The sequence below is a fragment of the Cupriavidus sp. HE11 genome, assembly GCF_056097175.1.
Map to the genome: position 1 here is coordinate 731,248 of NZ_CP184464.1, position 19,965 is coordinate 751,212.

General features: G+C 62.9%; 19 protein-coding genes and 3 tRNA genes. 2 read left to right on the top strand and 20 right to left on the bottom strand.

The features are described from left to right. Positions 1–8: 8 nt before the first annotated feature. The 5 genes from ACOABP_RS03425 to uvrC form a co-directional block, all read right to left on the bottom strand. Positions 9–82: transfer RNA gene (locus tag ACOABP_RS03425), tRNA-Cys, on the bottom strand. 112 nt (positions 83–194) lie between these two features. Then, positions 195–270 (bottom strand) — tRNA-Gly (locus tag ACOABP_RS03430). Between the two features lie 84 nt (positions 271–354). After that, positions 355–430: transfer RNA gene (locus tag ACOABP_RS03435), tRNA-Gly, on the bottom strand. Positions 431–610: 180 nt separating this feature from the next. After that, positions 611–1,210, bottom strand: a complete 600-nt coding sequence (gene pgsA, locus ACOABP_RS03440) for a CDP-diacylglycerol--glycerol-3-phosphate 3-phosphatidyltransferase (protein ID WP_474226978.1) — start codon at positions 1,208–1,210, stop codon at positions 611–613. Positions 1,211–1,347: 137 nt separating this feature from the next. After that, complete coding sequence (gene uvrC, locus ACOABP_RS03445; RefSeq protein WP_474227765.1) at positions 1,348–3,462, bottom strand: excinuclease ABC subunit UvrC; 2,115 nt, start codon at positions 3,460–3,462, stop codon at positions 1,348–1,350. 129 nt (positions 3,463–3,591) lie between these two features. Between uvrC and earP the strand changes: the two genes are divergently transcribed. Both earP and efp read left to right on the top strand, forming a co-directional pair. Then, positions 3,592–4,743, top strand: coding sequence for an elongation factor P maturation arginine rhamnosyltransferase EarP (gene earP, locus ACOABP_RS03450; RefSeq protein WP_474226979.1), 1,152 nt, complete (start codon positions 3,592–3,594; stop codon positions 4,741–4,743). Between the two features lie 131 nt (positions 4,744–4,874). Continuing rightward, positions 4,875–5,435 carry an elongation factor P gene (efp, locus tag ACOABP_RS03455; protein WP_474226980.1) on the top strand — a complete coding sequence of 187 codons (561 nt, stop codon included), beginning with the start codon at positions 4,875–4,877 and terminating at the stop codon, positions 5,433–5,435. Positions 5,436–5,529: 94 nt separating this feature from the next. Here efp and nagZ read toward each other — a convergent pair whose 3' ends face one another. The 15 genes from nagZ to acpP all read right to left on the bottom strand — a co-directional run bounded on the left by nagZ (position 5,530) and on the right by acpP (position 19,912). Continuing rightward, positions 5,530–6,579 (bottom strand): beta-N-acetylhexosaminidase, encoded by a 1,050-nt coding sequence (gene nagZ / locus ACOABP_RS03460; RefSeq protein ID WP_474226981.1) that lies wholly within the window; start codon positions 6,577–6,579, stop codon positions 5,530–5,532. A gap of 6 nt (positions 6,580–6,585) precedes the next feature. Then, positions 6,586–7,014 (bottom strand): holo-ACP synthase, encoded by a 429-nt coding sequence (gene acpS / locus ACOABP_RS03465; protein WP_474226982.1) that lies wholly within the window; start codon positions 7,012–7,014, stop codon positions 6,586–6,588. Then, on the bottom strand, positions 7,011–7,793 hold the full coding sequence (pdxJ, locus tag ACOABP_RS03470) for a pyridoxine 5'-phosphate synthase (protein WP_474226983.1): 783 nt from the start codon (positions 7,791–7,793) through the stop codon (positions 7,011–7,013). Before pdxJ ends, acpS begins: the two co-directional genes overlap by 4 nt. 27 nt (positions 7,794–7,820) lie before the next feature. After that, positions 7,821–8,702, bottom strand: a complete 882-nt coding sequence (gene recO / locus ACOABP_RS03475; protein ID WP_474226984.1) for a DNA repair protein RecO — start codon at positions 8,700–8,702, stop codon at positions 7,821–7,823. Positions 8,703–8,707: 5 nt separating this feature from the next. Further along, complete coding sequence (gene era / locus ACOABP_RS03480) at positions 8,708–9,646, bottom strand: GTPase Era (RefSeq protein ID WP_474226985.1); 939 nt, start codon at positions 9,644–9,646, stop codon at positions 8,708–8,710. Beyond that, complete coding sequence (gene rnc / locus ACOABP_RS03485) at positions 9,643–10,413, bottom strand: ribonuclease III (RefSeq protein WP_066730972.1); 771 nt, start codon at positions 10,411–10,413, stop codon at positions 9,643–9,645. Before rnc ends, era begins: the two co-directional genes overlap by 4 nt. A 4-nt stretch (positions 10,414–10,417) precedes the next feature. Continuing rightward, a complete protein-coding gene (locus ACOABP_RS03490; RefSeq protein WP_474226986.1) occupies positions 10,418–10,810 on the bottom strand; it encodes a DUF4845 domain-containing protein in 393 nt (130 codons plus the stop codon). 51 nt (positions 10,811–10,861) lie between these two features. Next, the gene (lepB, locus tag ACOABP_RS03495) at positions 10,862–11,761 is read right to left on the bottom strand and encodes a signal peptidase I (RefSeq protein WP_474226987.1); all 900 of its coding nucleotides are present in this window, start codon (positions 11,759–11,761) and stop codon (positions 10,862–10,864) included. 63 nt (positions 11,762–11,824) lie between these two features. Next, positions 11,825–13,618 (bottom strand): translation elongation factor 4, encoded by a 1,794-nt coding sequence (gene lepA, locus ACOABP_RS03500; protein WP_474226988.1) that lies wholly within the window; start codon positions 13,616–13,618, stop codon positions 11,825–11,827. 260 nt (positions 13,619–13,878) lie between these two features. Beyond that, the gene (locus ACOABP_RS03505) at positions 13,879–15,372 is read right to left on the bottom strand and encodes a DegQ family serine endoprotease (protein ID WP_474226989.1); all 1,494 of its coding nucleotides are present in this window, start codon (positions 15,370–15,372) and stop codon (positions 13,879–13,881) included. Positions 15,373–15,504: 132 nt separating this feature from the next. Continuing rightward, positions 15,505–16,587, bottom strand: a complete 1,083-nt coding sequence (locus tag ACOABP_RS03510; protein ID WP_474226990.1) for a MucB/RseB C-terminal domain-containing protein — start codon at positions 16,585–16,587, stop codon at positions 15,505–15,507. Between the two features lie 8 nt (positions 16,588–16,595). Next, positions 16,596–17,252 (bottom strand): sigma-E factor negative regulatory protein, encoded by a 657-nt coding sequence (locus tag ACOABP_RS03515; RefSeq protein ID WP_474226991.1) that lies wholly within the window; start codon positions 17,250–17,252, stop codon positions 16,596–16,598. A gap of 106 nt (positions 17,253–17,358) precedes the next feature. After that, on the bottom strand, positions 17,359–17,958 hold the full coding sequence (gene rpoE, locus ACOABP_RS03520; protein WP_066730983.1) for an RNA polymerase sigma factor RpoE: 600 nt from the start codon (positions 17,956–17,958) through the stop codon (positions 17,359–17,361). A 276-nt stretch (positions 17,959–18,234) separates the two neighbouring features. Continuing rightward, on the bottom strand, positions 18,235–19,467 hold the full coding sequence (fabF, locus tag ACOABP_RS03525; protein WP_474226992.1) for a beta-ketoacyl-ACP synthase II: 1,233 nt from the start codon (positions 19,465–19,467) through the stop codon (positions 18,235–18,237). Between the two features lie 205 nt (positions 19,468–19,672). Continuing rightward, entirely contained in the window at positions 19,673–19,912 is a 240-nt protein-coding gene (acpP, locus tag ACOABP_RS03530) for an acyl carrier protein (protein WP_008644813.1), read from the bottom strand. Positions 19,913–19,965: the final 53 nt, after the last annotated feature.

Sequence of the window (19,965 nt, forward strand, 5' to 3'; positions counted from 1 at the left end):
CTTGAAACTGGAGGCGGAGGTCGGAATCGAACCGGCGTACACGGCTTTGCAGGCCGCTGCATAACCACTCTGCCACCCCGCCAGGTGACGATGCTGGATTGTATCCGGATTCGCCGCGAACGTCGTGACTGCCGACACTGCGACGGGATGCAATCCCGCTAAAGAAAAAGGGAAGCGTTGCTTCCCTTTGGGATTGGAGCGGGAGACGAGTCTCGAACTCGCGACCTCAACCTTGGCAAGGTTGCGCTCTACCAACTGAGCTACTCCCGCGTACAACTTTTACTGCTGTGGCAGCTTTCACTGCCGCTCCGCCGACCTGACCGAACATCATCATGCCACCGGATGCCATTAACCTGGAGCGGGAGACGAGTCTCGAACTCGCGACCTCAACCTTGGCAAGGTTGCGCTCTACCAACTGAGCTACTCCCGCAGGGCCCTGCATCATACCGAAAAGCAGACTATCGCGCAACTTCTTTTAACTACGCAGCTTTATGCTGGCAATTCGCGCTAAGTACCGCTTATCTTGCTGCTTTCGTTTGCGTCGTCAGCAGCGAGAACGAGATTATTGCAAAGGAGGAACCGGCTCGTCAACAACTTTTTGCAGGGAATTTCATTTTTGTGTGCGTGCCCCGCTCAGCGCATCGCTGCGCTCGCGAATCTGGGGCCACGCGAGCTTCATGTAATAGATCATCGACCACAGCGTCAGCACGGCCGCCACGTAGATCATCAGCGTGCCCAGCAGCGACGCATCGAAGCCGAACAGCGTGTCGTTGAACAGCAGCAACGGGATGGCGATCATCTGCACGGTGGTCTTCAGCTTGCCCAGGAAGTTCACGGCCACGCTCTTCGACGCCCCGATCTGCGCCATCCATTCACGCAGCGCCGAAATCGTGATCTCGCGACCGATGATGACCAGCGCAATCAGGTCGGCCACGCGCCCCAGCGCCAGCAGCGACAACAAGGCCGCGGTCACCATCAGCTTGTCGGCCACGGGGTCCAGGAAGGCGCCGAAGGCCGATGTCTGGTTCCAGCGCCGTGCCAGAAAGCCGTCCAGCCAGTCCGTGACCGCCGCGATGATGAAGAACGACGCCGCCGTCACGTTCTTGGTATGCATCGGCAACCAGGCCTCGGGCAGGTAGTAGACCCCGACGACAAGCGGGATCATGGCCACGCGAAGCCAGGTCAGCAGGATGGGAATGTTCAGTGGCATGGGCGGTGCGTTCGTGCGCCAGAAACTGGCTGGTGTGCGATGTGGTCGCCAAGGCGGATTGCGCGATTGTCGCCGATTTCGGCCTGAGCCCGTTAATTTCAGGCCGAAAGCCGCCCAATACGTGCAAACGCCAGGCTTTAGTGCAGTTGCCGGTAGATTTCCTCGGCCAGCGTTCGTGAAATGCCTTCCACGCTGGCGAGTTCGTCGACGCTGGCGGCCGTCACGCCGCGCAGGCCGCCAAATCGCGTCAGCAGCTTCTGGCGGCGCCGGGCGCCCACCCCTTCGATTTCTTCCAGCCGCGACGTGGTGCGCGCCTTGGCCCGCTTGGCGCGCATGCCAGTGATCGCGAACCGGTGCGCCTCGTCACGGATCTGCGCCACCAGCATCAGGGCGGCACTGCCCTGCCCCAGTTCCAGCGACGGGCGCCCATCGGCAAATACCAGCGTCTCCAGGCCCACCTTGCGGCCCTCGCCCTTGGCGACACCCACCAGCAGGCCAATGTCGAGGCCAAGCTCCTCGAATACCTGGCGCGCCACCTCGACCTGGCCCTTGCCGCCATCGATCAGCACCACGCGCGGCATGCGGGGCACGCCCTCGGCGCCGGCAGCGTCCGGATCGCCGCCATCTTCCTGGATCTGCTCGACCAGCTTCTGGTAACGCCGCGTCAGCACCTGGCGCATGGCTGCATAGTCGTCGCCGGGCGTGATATCGGTGATATTGAAGCGCCGGTACTCGCTGTTCTGCATTTCGTGATGATGGAACACCACGCACGACGCCTGCGTGGCCTCGCCGGCCGTGTGGCTGATATCGAAACACTCGATGCGCAACATGGCAAGGTCTTCCATGTCCAGGCCGATGGTCTCGGCCAGCGCACGCGTACGGGCCTCCTGGCTACCCTGCTCGGCCAGGCGCCTGGCGAGCGCCAGGTCCGCGCCCTGTGCGGCCATCTCCAGCCACACCTTGCGCTGGCCCTGCGGCTGCCGCACCAGTGCCACCTTGCGGCCGGCCTGCATCGACAACGCCTCGACGACTGCACCGTCGGCCGGCATATGGCTGACCACGATGATCGGCGGGGGCGCCTGATCGAGATAGTGCTGGATCATGAAAGCGGACAGCACGCGCGCGGCAATGCGGTCGACGGACAGCGGCCCGGTGGGGGTGACGGGGGCGCTGGAGGCTGCAGTTGCTGTTTCGGCCGCGGCCTGATCACCGGAGGCCTCGGACGCACCTGACGCTTCGGATGCCTCCGCCACCTCGCCGGTGTCGTCGCTTTCCTCGACGATCATCGCCGCCTCGTCGGCATGGGCCGGGAAGTACGCCTTGTCGCCCAGATGCCGCCCGCCGCGCACCATCGCAAGGTTCACGCAGGCGCGCCCGCCCTGGACGGCCACGGCCAGCACGTCGATATCGCGCGCCTGGCCCACTTCCTCCACGGCTTGGCGCTTGAGCACGGTCGACAGCGCGCCAATCTGGTCGCGCACGGCGGCCGCCTGCTCGAACTGCAATTGCACCGCGTGCGATTCCATCTTCTGCTGCAGGCCCTCGAGCACCTCGGTTTCGCGGCCTTGCAGGAAGCTCGCCGCATTGCCCACGTCGCGCGCATAGTCTTCCTGCGAGATCGCGTTTACACAGGGCGCCGTGCAGCGGTGGATCTGATGCAGCAGGCACGGCCGCGTGCGGTTGTTGAACACCGTGTCCTCGCAGGTGCGCAGCTGGAACACCTTCTGCAGGATCTGCATGCTCTCGCGCACCGCATGGGCGCTCGGGAACGGCCCGAAATACTGGTGCTTGCGGTCGGTCGCGCCCCGGTAGTAGGCCATGCGCGGGAACTTGTGGCCCGTCAGCTTCAGGAATGGGTACGACTTGTCGTCCCGAAACAGGATGTTGTAGCGCGGCGCCAGCGCCTTGATGAGATTGTTCTCAAGCAGCAGTGCTTCCGCCTCGGTCCGTACAACGGTGGTCTCGATCCGCGCGATCTTGCCCACCATCATGGCAATACGCGGCGACAGCTGCGTCTTGTTGAAGTAGCTCGACACCCGCTTCTTCAGGTCGCGGGCCTTGCCCACATAGAGCACGTTGCCGTCGGCATCGAAATAACGGTAGACGCCGGGCAGCCCCGGCATCCGCGCCAGGATCGGGCGCGGATCGAAATCCGGCACATCGGGTGGCTCCGGAGCCTGCGCCTGCGTGGGGGCGGCTTCGGGTTCGAGGGTCACGGGGTCGGTCTGGGGGATGGGTTCCTGCTCGGGCATCGCGGGCGGATTGGACGAATAAGGTGCGCCATGTATGTACGCCCACATAGGGCGCTGGCCTAGAATCGCAAGTTTAGAGCAATTCGTCCGCGAGACTTTTCCGACGGGCGTCCTCGCCATTTCTCCATCATGCCAATCCGTTCCTGGGACATTTTCTGCACGGTCATCGACAACTTCGGGGACATCGGCGTTTGCTGGCGGCTGGCACGCCAGCTGGCACAGGAGCACGGGCATGCGGTCCGGCTCTGGGTGGATGATCTTGCCAGCTTTGCCCGCCTCGCGCCGGAAATCGATCCCGCCGCCACGCATCAGCGTCTGGCAGGGGTCGATGTGCGGCGCTGGGACCCACGGCCCGACGCCGCTTTCGATGCCCCGGCCCCGCACGACGTGGTGATCGAGGCATTCGCCTGTCACCCGCCCGAATCGTTCCTGGCAGCCATGTCGGCCGCCCCGCGCAAGCCTGTCTGGATCAACCTGGAGTACCTGAGCGCCGAGGACTGGGTCACCGATCACCACGCAATGGCATCGCCCCATCCGCGCCTGCCGCTGACCAAGTATTTCTTCTTCCCGGGCTTCGCGCGCGGCACCGGCGGCCTGTTGCGCGAATCGATGATCGGCGCCTCGCGCGATGCCTTCCGCAGCAGCCCCGCCGCACAGGCCACGCTGTGGCACCGGCTTGGCGTGCGGCCCACGCCCGGGGCGCTGCAGGTCAGCTTCTTTGCCTATGAGAATCCGGCCACGCCGGTTCTGCTTGACCAATGGCGCGATGGCGCCACGCCCATCGAGTGCTTCGTGCCGCAGGGGCTGGCGGCGACGCAGGTGGGCCAGTGGCTGCGCGCGGCGCCCACGCCAGGCACCACGCACCATCGCGGCAATCTGATCGTCCATGGCATTCCGTTCGTCCGCCAGGAACACTACGACGAACTGCTCTGGGCCTGCGACATCAACTTCGTGCGCGGCGAGGATTCCTGCGTGCGCGCCCACTGGGCCGCACGGCCGATGGTCTGGCACATCTACCCGCAGGACGACCAGGCGCACCACGCAAAGCTCGATGCCTGGCTGACCAGGTTCGCCCGTGCCGGCGTGGCACCCGAGGCCTCCGCCGCCCTGGTCGAGTTTTCCCATGCCTGGAACGGCTACGGCACGGCGCCCGACTGGGCCGCGTTACAGGCACAATTGCCGGCCCTGACCGCAGGCATGGACCGCTGGCAGCGGCAATTGCAGCACTTGGGCGACCTCGCAGCGAATCTCGTGGCCTTTGGCGAAAATCAGGTAAAATAGCCGGTTGATTTTGATGGCGAGCCAAGTTTCAAGGCCCAAGAACAAGCTGCCGGCTGCGCGCCTTCGCCATACCGATTTCCGGGCTACCCCTACCTAGTGCCCGGACCATTTTTTTCAGGAAGACAGTTCAGATGAAAATCGCACAGGAACTCCGCGTCGGCAACGTGTTCATGATCGGTTCCGACCCGATGGTGGTTCAAAAGGCCGAGTACAACAAGTCGGGCCGTAACGCCGCTGTTGTCAAGATGAAGTACAAGAACCTGCTGACGGACGCCCCGGGCGAGTCGGTTTTCAAGGCCGACGACAAGTTCGAAGTCGTGGTGCTGGAGCGCCGCGAATGCACGTTCTCGTACTTCGCCGACCCGATGTACGTGTTCATGGACACCGAATTCAACCAGTACGAAGTCGAGAAGGACAGCATGGGCGACGCGCTGAACTACCTCGAAGACGGCATGGCTGTTGAAGTCGTGTTCTACAACGAAAAGGCCATCTCGGTGGAAATGCCGACGACGCTGGTCCGCGAGATCATCTACACGGAACCGGCCGTCAAGGGCGACACGTCGTCGGGCAAGGTGCTCAAGGGCGCCAAGATCAACACCGGCTTCGAACTGCAAGTACCGCTGTTCTGCAACATCGGCGACAAGATCGAAATCGACACGCGTACCGGCGAATACCGCAGCCGCGCCAACTAAGCTTCACGGCGCCACGCGATAAAAAAGGGCAGCTTCGGCTGCCCTTTTTGTCGTCCGTGGCCTGCCAGCGACTTGCCAGCCGCCGGCCTGATCCTTACTTGACCAGATCAAGGTCCTTCAGCAGGCGCAGCGCGGCACGGTATTCGCCCTCCTGCTCGAGCTTGTTCCAGTCCAGCGGCTTGCGGCGGCCAAACAGCTTGCGGATACGGCGCTGCGACGTCTTGGAGATCGACGTGCCTAGCTCGGCCAGCAGCTGGTCGGCCTTCTCCGGGTTGTTGCAGATCAAGACCATGTCACAACCAGCGTCGAGCGCAGCCTTGGCGCCCTGCGTGACGGTGCCCGCAACGCTGGCCCCTTCCATGCTGAGGTCGTCGCTGAAAATCACGCCTTCGAAACCAAGCTGGGCGCGCAGGATGTCCTGGAGCCAGAAGCGCGAAAAGCCCGCCGGAGCCGGGTCCACCTTGGGGTAGATCACGTGCGCCGGCATCACCGACGCCAGCGCCTGGGCCATCCAGTCATACGGGCGGGCGTCGTGCGCCAGGATCTCGTCGAGCGTGCGTTCGTCCACGGGCACTGCCACATGGGAATCGGCTTCCACATAGCCGTGACCCGGAAAATGCTTGCCACAGTTGGCCATACCGGCCAGCAACAGGCCATGCGTCAGGTGATTGGCCAGCATCGTGACCACGCGCGGATCGGCGTGGAAGGCGCGATCGCCAATCACGCCGCTTCGGCCGAAGTCCAGATCGAGCACCGGCGTAAAGCTCAGGTCGATGTCGCAGGCGCGCAGTTCGGCTGCCAGCACATAGCCGCAGGCGATGGCAGCCTTGGTAGCCACCATCACATCGCGGTCCCACAGCTGGCCCAGTTTCGCCATGGCGGGCAGGTGCGTGAAACCATCGGTCTTGGCGCGCTGCACGCGGCCGCCTTCGTGGTCGATGCAGATCAGTACATCGTCGCGAACATCGCGGATTGCACTGGTCAGCGTCACCAGCTGAGCGCGCGACTCGAAGTTGCGCGCGAACAGGATGACACCGCCGGTCAGCGGATGCGCGATGCGGCGCTCGTCTTCGGCATTGAGCTGCTTGCCCACCACGTCGAGCACCACGGGACCCGGACGCTTGCCGGACACTTTATTGTTCATATCGGTTCAGTTCGAGGCTGGTTCAGGCAGCGGACCGGGCTGGCCCGTCCGCTCCGCGATCGCGAAGGCGACCGCATACTCATGCTCATCGCTGACACTGACCCGAATGGTCAGGCCGCGTTCCCGAACCCACTCGGCAAGTTCACCCGTGCATTGCGGGGTGGGCTCGCCAGACGGCAGATTCAGCAATTCCATCGCGCGCCAGGTCATCGGCCAGCGCATGCCCAGTCCAATCGCCTTCGAGAAGGCTTCCTTGGCGGCAAAACGCGTAGCCAGGAACGCCAGTCCGCGCTTTTCGGAGCGCGCCTTGCGCGCGTGATAGATCTTGAGTTCGCGCGGGCCCAGTACCTTTTCGGCAAAGCGCCCACGCGTGCGATCCATCACGCCTTGCACGCGATCAATCTGGATGATGTCGGTGCCGATGCCGTAGATCACGCGGCCCGCCCCGGCACCGGATAACGGGTGCCCAGCCGCGCCGCCACCATGATGGCCTTCATCTCGCGCACGGCATTCTGCCAGCCGACGAACACCGCGTGCGCCACGATGGCGTGGCCGATGTTCAGTTCCTTGATGCCCGGCAGTGCCGCAATGCGCTGCACGTTCGTGTAATGGAGGCCATGGCCGGCATTGACGATCAGGCCGTGCTTCTGGCCAGCGTTCACGCCTTCGACCACGCGCTGGAACTCCGCCTCCTGTGCATCGGGAGTATGGGCATCGGCATAGGCGCCCGTATGAATCTCGATCACCGGCGCCTTGCACGCGGCCGCGGCGGCAATCTGTTCGGGGTCCGCATCGATAAACAGCGATACGCGGATGCCTGCGTCGGCCAACTGGCGGCACGCGGCGCTGACCTGCTCGAAATGGCCCGCCACGTCCAGGCCGCCTTCGGTGGTCACTTCCTCGCGCTTCTCGGGTACCAGGCACACATCCTGCGGCTTGATCTCGCAGGCGATGTCGAGCATTTCCGCAGTGATCGCACATTCGAGGTTCATCCGCGTCGCCAGCTTCGGCCTCAGCGCGCGCACGTCGGCGTCACGGATGTGGCGGCGATCTTCACGCAGGTGCAGCGTAATCAGGTCGGCGCCGGCTTCCTCGGCCTGCAGGGCGGCCTGGATCGGGTCGGGATACACCGTGCCGCGCGCATTGCGCAGCGTGGCAACGTGATCGATGTTGACGCCGAGGTCGATGACCCCGGGATTCGCGTGGAAGATCATGCCGGCTTGCTCAGAGGGAATTGGGAATCAAAGGTACTGCAGATCGATCAGGATCTGGCGCGTTTTCAGCGGCTCGCCCTGTAGATAATAATGCAGCAGGAACCGCATCAGCGCGCGGCTTTGCGTAACCGTTTGTGCGCGTCCGTAGTCGTCCTGCGCCATGTCCAGCAGCGTCTGCCCCGACACCACGGGCCAGCTCGACGGATCGCTGGCATGGGCGCGCCGCACGCCGCGCTCGGGCTGGTAGACATAGTCGAGCCCGGGCTGCACACGCTCGCCCGTCTTGATGCATTGATCGAATGCCACCGCGAAGCCGGTTTCCTGCAGCAGCACGCGTTCGAAACCGCGCAGGACCAGGCTCGCCGGCTCGCCATGTGCCAGGCGCGTCAGCGTGATCATGTAGTGCTTGAACAGCGCGGGGTGTGCGTCTTCGCGCGGGCAGAATCGCAATAGCAACTCATTCAGATAGAAGCCCGACAGCAGCCCATCGCCGGCCAGCGGCAGCATGCCGCCCATGTACTCGGCCTTGGTCAGCGTCTTGACCTCGCCGCGACCAGTCCACGATAACGAAATGGGATGAAAATGCTGCAGCACGGCGCGCAGCGCCGAATGCGGGCGCTTGGCGCCCTTGGCGACCATCGCCATGCGTCCGTGATCTCGCGTGAAGACGTCAAGGATCAGGCTGGTCTCGCGATAGGGATAGGCATGCAGCACGAATCCCGCTTCGTTGGTGACGCGCAACTCCGAGCGCGCCGGCACGATGCGCATCGCGCGGTCCATCATTTCGCGCCCGGCCGCCACGGCCGGACTCAGCGCAGGGATGGCGCCTGACTCCAGCACCTCGGCGGCCTCCTCGGCAATCGGATCGGCACTGCGCGCACGCGGCGCGCCGCGGCGCACGTCAGGCATCTTGCTCACTCGTAGCCGTAGGCGCGCAATCCGGCTTCGTTGTCGGCCCAGCCGCTCTTGACCTTGATCCACATCTCCAGGTAGACCTTGCCATCGAACAGCTTCTCCATGTCGAGGCGTGCTTCGGTGGAGATCTGCTTGAGCTTGCTGCCCTTGTTGCCGATGATCATGGCTTTGTGAGCGTCGCGCTCGACCAGGATCGTGGCGAAAATGCGGCGCAGGCGCCCTTCCGTCTCGAACTTGTCGATGACGACGGTGCTTGTGTATGGCAACTCGTCGCCAGTCCAGCGGAACACCTTCTCGCGGATGATTTCCGATGCCAGGAAGCGCTCGCTGCGATCGGTCATCGCGTCGACGTCGTACATCGGTTCGCCTTCCGGCAGGTACGGCCGGATGATGGCAAGCAGGCGGTCGATGTGATCGCGCGTCTTGGCCGACATCGGCACCACTTCCGTGAACGGAAAGCGCTGCCCCATCTGCTCCAGGAACGGCATCATCACTTCCGAGCGGCCTTCGCCGATGCGGTCGAGCTTGTTGCACACCAGCAGCACCGGCACGTTCTTCGGCAGCAGCGCCATCACCTTTTCGTCATCGGGGCCGAAATAACCGGCCTCCACGACGAACAGCACGATGTCCACCGACGACAGCGTCGATGTCACCGCGCGGTTCAGCGAACGGTTCAATGCGCTGGCATGGCGCGTCTGGAAACCCGGCGTATCGGCGAAAACGTACTGCGCGTCGTCGGTGGTCTGAATACCGACGATACGGTGGCGCGTGGTCTGGGCCTTGCGTGACGTGATGCTGATCTTCTGGCCAACCAGCGCGTTCATCAGCGTGGACTTGCCCACGTTCGGGCGGCCTACGATGGCTACGGTGCCGCAGCGAAATGCGGTGGCGCCGGATGTTTCCGCCGCATCCTGCTGCGGAGGGAGAGAATCGGTCATTCCTTCAACCTGAGAGACAACTGGGGATCCTGGGGCACCGGCTGCTTGCGCGTCTTGCCCGTTCGCTCGGCGCGGCTGCGCTTGAGCAATTGGGGCACGAGCTTCTGGACTTCGTCCAACGCAAGCTTGGCCGCTGCCTGTTCGGCCGCACGGCGCGACGCGCCGGTGCCGAACACGCGCACCTCCAGTTTAGGCACGATGCATTCGACTTCAAATTGCTGGCTGTGCGCCGCGCCGTGAGTGGCAATGACGTTGTACTGCGGCAGGGCAATCTTGTGACCCTGCAGGTACTCCTGGAGCAGCGTCTTGGCATCCTTGCCCAGCGTGCGCGGATCCACCTGCTCCAGAATCGGGATATACAGCTTGCGGATCAACGCCCGTGCGGCGTCGAACCCACTATCGAGAAACACGGCGCCGACGATCGCCTCGAGCGCATCCGCGAGAATCGACGGGCGGCGGAAGCCCCCGCTCTTCAGTTCGCCTTCACCCAGGCGCAGCGCGTCGGACAACTGCAGCATCTGGGCAATCTCGTACAGGGCCTGCTGCTTGACCAGGTTGGCGCGTACGCGGGACAGATCGCCCTCGTCCAGCTTGCCGAACATGCCATACAGCATGTCCGCCACCGCGCAGTTCAGCACCGAATCGCCAAGGAATTCCAGGCGTTCGTTGTGCTGCGCGCTATGACTGCGATGCGTGAGCGCCTGCTGCAGCAATTCGGGCTTGCTGAATCGGTAGCCGAGACGTTGCTGCAAGGCGTCGAGGGTCATGTCTTTACTGCGTTCCCGAATAGGTAATCAAAAAACTCAACGGACCATAGATCCTGACTTCGGTCCGGTATTCGAAGCCGATCGTGCGAATGCGCCCGCTCTCGTCCTCGTTCACGTCCAGATCCTCGCCCCTGATCGAACTGATATTGTCGATCAAGGCCTGCTTGTCGAAATTGGCCGCAACTTCCTTGCGGTTGTTCGAAGCATCGCGGGCGTAAGTTACCGCCCGCTTGACCGAGAAATACTCCAGCATGCTGGGAATCGACTTCAATGCCGGCAAGGCCACTGCCAGTACCAGCATGATCACGACCAGCATCGACCCCATTGAAAATCCGCGTGATTTATTCATCACAAATACGCGAACCTTCCCCCTGCTACCCAAAGACTTCTGACCCATCGCGCTGTCCTCTATATTGAGTGTTTTGCGCTGCGTAGTGCCGTGAACGGCTTATTTGAACGACCCTACGCGCCCGAAATTGCCCAGATTCATCCAGATCATGAAGGCCTTGCCGACGATATTCTTGTCGGGTACGAAGCCCCAGTATCGGGAATCCAGGCTGTTGTCACGGTTATCCCCCATGACGAAATAGTGACCTTCCGGCACTTTACACGTCAGTCCCTGCTGATTGTAAGTGCAGTTCTCGCGGAACGGAAAATCCGGATCGGCGCCCGCCACAAATGCCGGCCGGTCCGTGTCGTTCAGAATGCCATGTTCGAGGCCGCCCGGCAGCTTTTCAGTGAAATGCTTCGAATATGCCAGACGTTCCTCGTCCAGATAGTCGGGCAGCGCGCTGTATTCGGCCGGCTTGCCGTTGATGGTCAGCTTCTTGTTTTCGTAACGCACCACGTCGCCCGGCACACCGATCACACGCTTGATGTAGTCCAGCGATTCGTCCTTCGGGTAGCGGAACACCATGACGTCGCCGCGTTGCGGCTCACCTACGTCAATGATCTTCTTGTTCACCACCGGCAGGCGAATACCGTAGTCGTACTTGTTCACCAGGATGAAATCGCCGATCAGCAGCGTGGGGATCATCGATCCGGACGGGATCTTGAACGGCTCCACCACAAACGACCGCAGCACGAAAACCGCCAGGATGACCGGGAAGAAACTCGCCGAATACTCGAGCCACCACGGTTGGCGCATTTTATCTTCCGCCAGCTTCGCCCGCGAACGGTCGAGCTCCGTGCCGGCCTGCACGGCCTGCATGTGCTGGCGCTGGGCATCGAATTCAGCCAGCGCCAGTTGCGTCACGCTGCGGCGATGGCGCTCGAATACGAGCTTGTCCGCGACCCAGGCAATGCCCGTAATGACCACCAGCACAAAAAGGATCAGTGCGAAATTCATGACGGCTTGGAGTGATGTCGATTTGTTGGTATCGCCAGCTTGTTATTGGCGGTGCGCACGCGCTTACTTTTCGTCCACCTGCAGAATCGCCAGGAACGCTTCCTGCGGGATTTCCACGGTGCCCACCTGCTTCATGCGCTTCTTGCCGGCCTTCTGCTTTTCCAGCAGTTTCTTCTTTCGAGAAATATCGCCGCCGTAGCACTTGGCCAGAACGTTCTTGCGCAGCGCCTTGACGTTTTCACGCGCGATGATATTCGCGCCGATGGCGGCCTGAATGGCCACGTCATACATCTGGCGCGGAATGATCTCGCGCATCTTGGCAGCCACCTCGCGCCCGCGATATTGCGAGTTCGACCGGTGAACGATCACCGACAGCGCATCCACCTTGTCGCCGTTGATCAGGATATCCACCTTGACCACGTCCGACGGACGATATTCCTTGAACTCGTAATCCATCGACGCATAACCGCGCGACACAGACTTCAGGCGGTCGAAGAAATCCATGACGATTTCCGCCATCGGGATTTCATAGGTGAGCTGCACCTGCTTGCCGTGATAGCTCATGTTGATCTGCGAGCCGCGCTTCTGCGTACAAAGCGTGATCACCGAGCCCACATAATCCTGGGGCATATACAGGTTCACCGTGACGATCGGCTCCAGGATTGCCTCGATCTTGCTCGGATCGGGCATCTTGGCCGGGTTCTCGACGGTAACCATCGTGCCGTCGCGCTGCTGCACCTGATAGACCACGGTCGGCGCGGTCGTGATCAGGTCCATGTCGAATTCGCGCTCCAGACGCTCCTGCACGATTTCCATGTGCAGCAGGCCCAGGAAGCCGCAGCGGAAGCCGAAACCCAGCGCCTGCGAGACTTCGGGCTCGAATTGCAGCGATGCGTCGTTCAGGCGCAGCTTTTCCAGCGATTCGCGCAGCGCTTCGTACTGGTTCGCTTCCACCGGATACAGGCCGGCAAACACCTGCGGCTTGACTTCCTTGAAGCCCGGCAGCGGTTCGGGGGCACGCTTTGCGACCGTGGTGATCGTGTCACCCACCTTGGCCGCCTTCAGTTCCTTGATGCCGGCGATCACGAAGCCCACCTCGCCGGCGGTCAGCGCGTCGCGCTGGATCGACTTCGGCGAGAACACACCCACCTGTTCCACCAGGTGCTGCGAGCCCGTAGCCATCAGCAACACCTTGTCCTTGGGGCGCAGCGTACCGTTGACCACGCGCACCAGCATCACCACGCCAACGTAGTTGTCGAACCACGAATCGATGATCAGGGCCTGCAGCGGCGCGTCGGTTTCGCCCTTGGGCGGCGGCACCTTGGCGATCAGCGCCTCGATGACGTCTTCCACGCCCTGGCCGGTCTTGGCCGAGCACGGCGTGGCGTCGCTGGCGTCGATGCCGATGACGTCCTCGATTTCCTGCTTGGCGTTGTCCGGATCGGCCTGCGGCAGGTCGATCTTGTTGAGCACCGGCACCACTTCCACGCCCAGTTCGATCGCGGTGTAGCAGTTGGCCACGGTCTGGGCTTCCACGCCCTGCGACGCATCCACCACCAGCAGCGCGCCTTCGCAGGCCGACAGCGACCGGCTGACTTCATAGCTGAAGTCCACGTGTCCCGGGGTGTCGATCAGGTTCAGGTTGTAGACCTTGCCGTCACGCGCCTTGTAGCTCAGCGCCGCGGTCTGGGCCTTGATGGTGATGCCGCGCTCTTTCTCGATGTCCATCGAATCGAGCACCTGCGCTTCCATTTCCCGATCCGACAGCCCGCCGCAGCGCTGAATGATCCGGTCGGCCAGGGTGGATTTGCCGTGGTCGATGTGGGCAATGATCGAGAAATTACGAATATGGTCCATCTAGTGATCTGGAAAACGCCAGCGCGACCCGGCAAGCCAGGGATGGCGCGGGCGCGGCAAAAAGTGGGACGCACGGTTTTGCGCCAATCCGCGATTTTACCGGATTTTCAAGGACTTCCGTCGCGCGAAATGCCTTTGCGCAACGGGAATCCGGGCCCTTTGGCATGGCGCTTGCCGCACCTTGCCAAAAAACGATCGCGCCGGAGGGCATCCGGCGCGATCAGTCGACCTTCTGGCGGCCGGAACGGCCGCGCCATGTCCTAGCGGCTCTGGCTCGGTCGCAGGGTCAGCACCTGGGTCGCATCGCCGCGCCGCACGAATACCGCAGCCATCCGGTTCTTGTCCAGCGACTTGACCAGATCGTTGAACTGACGCGCACCCGTCACATCCGTATCGCCCACGCGCAGGATGATGTCGCCCGGACGGATGCCGGCACGCGCCGCAGGACCGTCCGCCGTATCCACTTCCACGCCGGATTTGACCTTGAGTTCACGCAGGCGCGCTTCCGGAATATCGTTCACGATCAGGCCCAGTGCATTGGGCTTGGCTGTCGGTTGCTCTTCTCCGCCGCCGCTGCCCTTCCGATCGCCCTTGCGGGCCGCAACCTTGGCATTGTCGGGCTCCAGCTCCGTCACGGTGATCTGCACCTCGCGCGTCTGGCCCTTGCGCCACACCTGCAGCGGCACCCGCGTACCCGGCTTGGTGTCACCCACCATGCGCGGCAGATCGGAAGCCTTTTCGATATCGCGCCCGTTGAACTTCAGGATGATGTCACCAGGCTCGATGCCCGCCTTTTCCGCCGGGCCGCCCGGCTCGACGCTGCCCACCAGTGCGCCGCGGGCACGACCCAGGCCCAGCGAATCGGCCGCTTCCTTGGAAACGTCGCTGATCGCCACGGCAATACGGCCACGCGTGACCTTGCCATTTGCCTTGAGCTGCTCCGACACACGCATCGCCTCGTCGATCGGAATCGCGAATGAAATGCCCATGTAGCCGCCGCTGCGGCTGTAGATCTGCGAGTTGATGCCGATGACTTCGCCGCGCAGGTTGATCAGCGGTCCACCGGAGTTACCGGGGTTCACCGCCACATCGGTCTGGATGAACGGCAGATAGTCGCCGGTGTCACGCCCCTTGGCCGACACGATGCCGGCGGTCACGCTGTTATCCAGGCCGAACGGCGAGCCAATGGCCAGCACCCATTCGCCGGGGCGAATCTTGTCGGAGTCGCCCAGCGCCAGGCGCGGCAGGCCCGTCGCGTCGATCTTGAGCAGTGCCACGTCGGTGCGCTTGTCCGAGCCAATCAGCTTGGCCTTGAACTCGCGCTTGTCCGGCAGCGTCACATAGATGGTCTCGGCATCAGCCACAACGTGAGCGTTGGTCATCACGTAGCCATCCTGGCTGATGATGAACCCCGAGCCCACGCCACGGCTCTGCTCCTCGCCCTGGGGCGGCGTCTGCGGTTGCCCACGACGCGGCGGCGTAGGCTGCCCAGGCATCGGTACGCCAAAGAATCGACGGAAGAACTCCGCCATTTCATCGTCGTCGGGCGAATTGCCGCCACGCGACCGGACCCGCTCGGTGGTACGGATATTGACCACGGCCGGACTGGCCTTCTCGACTAGGTCCGTGAAATCGGGCAGGTTGTAATTCGAGGCCGCCGCCTGGGCATGGCCCAGTTCGGAAACGGCCGGACCGAGCACGAGCATGGCCACCATGACCATGGCCCGCGCCAGGGCGGGGGATCTGGAAATCATCGACGAACTCCCGGGAGAATCAGCGAGAAACGGATGCTTCGCGGCAGGCCAAGGCCGGGGCGCCTGCGAAGCGCACTGCCTGGTGGTCCGGCGAGGGATTCGCTGCCCCGTCGCCGCCACGCCAAGATTCGGTCAGTGTACCGCCTTGGGCGGGCGGTACTCCACGCCGGCTGCGAACTGCTTCACGGTTGCGGCAGGCACCTCGCCGACCACGGTAATCCAATAGTCGGACACCCGTCGCACCACCACCTGGGTGGCGCCCAGTGAAGCCACGCCTTCGCGGCGGGCGCGTTGTTCGGACACCGGCTCGATAAACACCGAGAGTCCGGTCAGCCCGTCGCTGTAGACGATCTGCAGTACCTCGAAGACGCCGGAGGGCTTGGCACCACCCTGCGTCGGCGCGCGCAGCTCGCCAAGTGGGCGGCGCACCTCTCGAATCTTCTGGAAGCCCTTGATCGGGGCGTTGATCGTCCACCCCTCGTCGGCGATATTCGCCGGCTGGTAGCTAACCTCGTAGTGATTCCACGAGCTTGCACCCTTGATTGCGTTCAGGATGCGTTGCTTGTCGGACGGCACGCCGATGTCGACCTGCGAGAACGCCACCTGTTCGAGCACCTTGCCGCCTTCGCCAATCGTCTGCGCGCGCATCAGCAGGCCGGAATTCTTGTCCGCCCACAGGCGCACCGCATAGCGCGCGCCATCGTGTGGCTCCAGCGCGAAGACCTCGCACTCGACGCCCGCCACGCGCTCGGCGGGCAGCTTGCGCATGTCGTACAGATCCAGCACGTCGCTCTTGTTGGTCGCGAGCAGCGCGGGGAAGCGGTCCTTCGCCTCCTGCTTCTCGATCACGACGAGCTTCGCCTCGGGGATCAGACTGTGCACCACGTCGTTCTGCCGCAGTACCTCGCGCGGCTTGCCGTCAAGCGTTTCCAGCCGTTCGTATTCGTTGTTGACGAGGTCGCTGTAGTGCTGGATACGCGAGGCATGCATGACGCTGCCGCGCTGGTAGATCAGCGTGCCGACGTAGTTTTCGCGCTGCGCGGCGCGGTGGATCTTGTTGAGCCACGCGGTGGCATCGCGTCGACTCAGCGCGCTGTCAGACGGCTGCGCGGCGGCTGCGGCAGCGGTCAGACACAAGGCCAGAAAAAAGGACCTGCGCAGGCCCTTCTTTCCGTGTACGCCCGCGACATCGGCGGGCGACCGTCCTTTATGCATGTCCGGCATTATTCCTGCGAATTATCCTGGGAGAAGTTGGCACCATTGGCCACGGTACGCATGGTCGGCACAAAGGCGTCCGTTGCCACAGACGTGCGGTGCGCACGCAGGTACTCGTCGAGACGTGGATCGCGGATCATCTGCGCGTTGTCAGCAGATACCGTGACGATCCCGCCGGCTGCCGGCGCGACCGAGGCACCCGCCTTCATCGCACCACCCGGCTGCTGCTCCACGCGCGCCACGATGGCATCCGGCGCACCGGTGTCGCCCGGCCCGCGCATCTGCGGCACAACCACCCAGCTGACAGCGGCAACTGCGGCCGCAATTGCGGTTCCAGGCACGACGCGTCGCACCCACGACGGGCGCACCAGCAGGCGCTGCCGGCCAGCGGCGGCCACGGCCGGCACCAGCACGTGTGGCTCGGACTCGAGTTGCGCGGAGAAACGGGAAAGAAAATCCGTGGTCGACCCCGCGTGCGTCAGTTCTTCCGAGCGCAGCGTGTCACCGATCAGTTGATACATCGACCATTCGGCCATGCCGGTATCGCCCTTGGCGATATCGAGTGCCGCGTCGATTTCGTGCGCCTGCAGTTCCCCATCCATCAGGATCGAGATCTGCTCCGCTGCTTCCATTACATGAACCGACTGCTTATGAGCCTGACCCATTTCCAACCCCAAGAAATTCCATTGAACACCGATAAATCCCGTCACTACCGCTTGTCGTTTATCGATGCAGGAATAGGCTGCAACGCTGGCTGCACGACATTCTCACTTACCATCGCTTGCCCTCTGCCGTTCCCAGCAGGGGCCGCAACTTCTCTGCGATCGCTTCGCGCGCCCGGAAAATCCGCGAGCGCACCGTACCGATCGGACACCCCATCGCCTCCGCGATCTCCTCATAGCTGAGGCCTTCGATCTCGCGCAGCGTGATGGCGGTGCGTAATTCTTCCGGCAGTGCTTCCATGGCGCGGTTCACCGTATCGGCAACCTGGCGCGTGTGAAGCATGGACTCCGGCGTATTGATATCCCTTAGTTGCTCACCGTCCGCAAAAGTTTCAGCCTCTTCAGCATCGATATCGCTGTTTGCTTCCGGACGGCGCCCCTGGGTTGCCAGGTAGTTCTTGGCGGTGTTCACCGCGATCCGATACAGCCAGGTGTAGAAGGCGGACTCCCCCCGGAACTGGGGCAAGGCACGGTATGCCTTGATAAAGGCATCCTGCGCCACATCCTCCACTTCTGCGGGGTCACGGACAAGGCGCGAGATCAGGCGAATGATCTTGCGGTGGTACTTGACCACCAGCAGTTCAAAGGCCTTCTTGTCGCCCTGCTGGACGCGTTCAACTAGAAGCTGATCGGCTTCGCGTTCGCTCACGAATGGTTCACCTGCTGCAGTGTATCTCTTGGTTTTGTCGTCACGACAAGCGTTGTATTTTACCTACGATCCGTGCGCCTTCGGGTGTCGCAAAGCGCATTCTGTGACCGTGGCTACGCAATTTGGTTCCTTCACCGGCTGGCTCCGGTTGCACCTGCGTGCAACCCGGAGGCATTGCGGCGGGACGATCAGGGGGAACACGAAGAAGAAACCGGGACCCGCCCCTACTGCCGGCAGGATCCCGTCGACGCGCCACGGACGGGCGCGTCACACCGCTCAGATACGGCGGAAAACCAGCGTGCCGTTGGTGCCACCGAAGCCGAAGTTGTTCTTCACGGCCACGTCGATCTTCATTTCACGCGCCGTGTTGGCCACGTAATCCAGATCGCACTCGGGATCCTGGTTGAAGATGTTGATGGTCGGCGGCGATACCTGATTGTGGATCGCCAGCACGGTGAAGACCGATTCCAGCCCGCCCGCACCACCCAGCAGGTGGCCGGTCATCGACTTGGTCGAGTTGACGGCAACCTTGTAGGCGGCATCGCCCAGCGCCAGCTTGATGGCGTCCGACTCGTTCTTGTCGCCAAGCGGCGTCGACGTGCCATGGGCGTTGAGGTAGTTGACCTCGTCCGGGTTCACGCCGGCGTCCTTGAGCGCCGCGACCATACAGCGGCGCGGACCATCGGTGCTCGGTGCGGTCATGTGGTAAGCGTCGCCGCTCATGCCGAAGCCCACCAGTTCGGCGTAGATACGCGCACCGCGCGCCTTGGCCGACTCGTACTCTTCCAGCACCATCACACCGGCGCCTTCGCCCAGCACGAAACCGTCACGATCCTTGTCCCACGGACGCGAAGCGGTGGCCGGGTCTTCGTTGCGGGTCGACAGTGCACGGGCGGCGGCGAAACCGCCGATACCCAGCGGCGAGACGGTCGATTCGGCTCCGCCGGCCACCATCACATCGGCGTCGCCGGCCTGGATCAGGCGGGCGGCCAGGCCGATGCTGTGCAGGCCGGTCGTGCAGGCCGTCACGGCGGCCAGGTTCGGACCCTTCAGGCCGTGGATGATCGACAGGTGACCCGAGATCATGTTGATGATCGAGCCCGGCACGAAGAACGGCGAGATGCGGCGCGGACCACGGTTGGCCAGCGTCATCTGCGTGTCTTCGATCATCGGCAGACCGCCGATGCCGGAACCGACCAGCACGCCCACGCGTTCGGCATTGGCCTCGGTGATCTCCAGGCCGCTGTCCTTCAGCGCCTGGGTACCTACGGCGATGCCGAAATGGATAAAGGTATCCATGTTGCGGGCTTCCTTGGCCGGGATGTAGTCCTCGGCGTTGAAGCCCTTCACTTCGCCGGCGAAATGCACAGCCAGGGCGGAGTGATCGAATTTGGTAATGGTGGCGATGCCGGACTTGCCGGCAACCAGGTTGGCCCAGCCTTCGGCAACCGTGTTTCCGACCGGAGACACAAGGCCAAGCCCAGTGACGACGACGCGACGACGGCTCACTATATTTTCCTACGAGTGCGTGAAGTGGAAACGGATGACTTCAGGATCCCGCCGCGCCTGCCGACAAACCATGGCATGGGCGCTCTGCTGGGGATCGATCCGGTTCAGCTTCTTCGAACAGACGAAAGCCACAGAAAACGGCATGACAGGACCGTGACGGCCCCGTCCATGCGCCTTCTGTGGCTCGGAATATGATGACGACGGCTTAGGCCTTGACGTGCGCGGTGGCGTAGTCGATGGCTTGTTGCACGGTCGTGATCTTTTCGGCTTCCTCATCCGGAATTTCCATGCCGAATTCATCTTCCAACGCCATCACGAGTTCAACCGTGTCCAGCGAGTCCGCACCGAGATCATTCACGAACGACGATTCGTTCTTGATGTCTGCCTCGGCCACGCCAAGCTGTTCAGCCACGATTTTCTTGACGCGTTGTTCGATATTGTCCATGTAACCCTCCAGGGAATGTTCGACAAAAAGTGGGCGCATTTTAGCAGGTTTGG

What these genes read in the sequence shown, in the direction of transcription:
- recO (WP_474226984.1), bottom strand. Translation starts at nt 8,702, where the DNA reads ATGCCTGACGTGCGCCGCGGCGCGCCGCGTGCGCGCAGTGCCGATCCG.
- acpP (WP_008644813.1), bottom strand. Translation starts at nt 19,912, where the DNA reads ATGGACAATATCGAACAACGCGTCAAGAAAATCGTGGCTGAACAGCTT.
- rnc (WP_066730972.1), bottom strand. Translation starts at nt 10,413, where the DNA reads ATGACCCTCGACGCCTTGCAGCAACGTCTCGGCTACCGATTCAGCAAG.
- lepB (WP_474226987.1), bottom strand. Translation starts at nt 11,761, where the DNA reads ATGAATTTCGCACTGATCCTTTTTGTGCTGGTGGTCATTACGGGCATT.
- nagZ (WP_474226981.1), bottom strand. Translation starts at nt 6,579, where the DNA reads ATGAACAATAAAGTGTCCGGCAAGCGTCCGGGTCCCGTGGTGCTCGAC.
- earP (WP_474226979.1), top strand. Translation starts at nt 3,592, where the DNA reads ATGCCAATCCGTTCCTGGGACATTTTCTGCACGGTCATCGACAACTTC.
- ACOABP_RS03515 (WP_474226991.1), bottom strand. Translation starts at nt 17,252, where the DNA reads ATGGGTCAGGCTCATAAGCAGTCGGTTCATGTAATGGAAGCAGCGGAG.
- era (WP_474226985.1), bottom strand. Translation starts at nt 9,646, where the DNA reads ATGACCGATTCTCTCCCTCCGCAGCAGGATGCGGCGGAAACATCCGGC.
- ACOABP_RS03490 (WP_474226986.1), bottom strand. Translation starts at nt 10,810, where the DNA reads ATGGGTCAGAAGTCTTTGGGTAGCAGGGGGAAGGTTCGCGTATTTGTG.
- pdxJ (WP_474226983.1), bottom strand. Translation starts at nt 7,793, where the DNA reads ATGATCTTCCACGCGAATCCCGGGGTCATCGACCTCGGCGTCAACATC.
- lepA (WP_474226988.1), bottom strand. Translation starts at nt 13,618, where the DNA reads ATGGACCATATTCGTAATTTCTCGATCATTGCCCACATCGACCACGGC.
- ACOABP_RS03510 (WP_474226990.1), bottom strand. Translation starts at nt 16,587, where the DNA reads ATGCATAAAGGACGGTCGCCCGCCGATGTCGCGGGCGTACACGGAAAG.
- pgsA (WP_474226978.1), bottom strand. Translation starts at nt 1,210, where the DNA reads ATGCCACTGAACATTCCCATCCTGCTGACCTGGCTTCGCGTGGCCATG.
- uvrC (WP_474227765.1), bottom strand. Translation starts at nt 3,462, where the DNA reads ATGCCCGAGCAGGAACCCATCCCCCAGACCGACCCCGTGACCCTCGAA.
- efp (WP_474226980.1), top strand. Translation starts at nt 4,875, where the DNA reads ATGAAAATCGCACAGGAACTCCGCGTCGGCAACGTGTTCATGATCGGT.
- ACOABP_RS03505 (WP_474226989.1), bottom strand. Translation starts at nt 15,372, where the DNA reads ATGATTTCCAGATCCCCCGCCCTGGCGCGGGCCATGGTCATGGTGGCC.